Below are 383 nucleotides of genomic sequence, written 5' to 3'. Positions count from 1 at the left end.
GGCTGTGCAGGACCCCGAGACCGGGGAATGGGAACGACGCCCGGACAGCGAGACGACAGGGACTGCAACAGGACCCGAGATGGGAACTGGCGCCGACGCCGACGCGCGCGCAGACGTAGTCGTAGACGCCGCTGCCGATGCGGACGCCGACAGAGACGCGGACTCGGCTACTGATGCCGCTACAGCTGCTGATGGAGATGGGGGAATGGGGTCGGCCACGGATTCGGGTAGGGAGGCTGCTTCGGCGACCGAACCGACCTCGGCCAATTCACCTCCACCTGCACCCGCTCCTGCGCGTGCACCGGGGAACACCTCGGCACCGGCACCAGAGTCACCCGCAGACGAGGTCGACGAGACCGAGCAGAACGACGAGTCCACACCCG

1 pseudogene is annotated in these 383 nt (G+C 67.9%); it reads left to right on the top strand.

The features are described from left to right. Nucleotides 1-79: 79 nt before the first annotated feature. A pseudogene (locus QM797_RS26155) lies at nucleotides 80-383 on the top strand (hypothetical protein); the annotation flags it as partial.

The sequence above is a fragment of the Rhodococcus sp. IEGM 1381 genome (assembly GCF_030056795.1).
Classification (GTDB): domain Bacteria; phylum Actinomycetota; class Actinomycetes; order Mycobacteriales; family Mycobacteriaceae; genus Rhodococcoides.
Note: the sequence above shows the minus strand (reverse complement) of the source record. Positions and strands in the feature narration are given on the sequence as shown.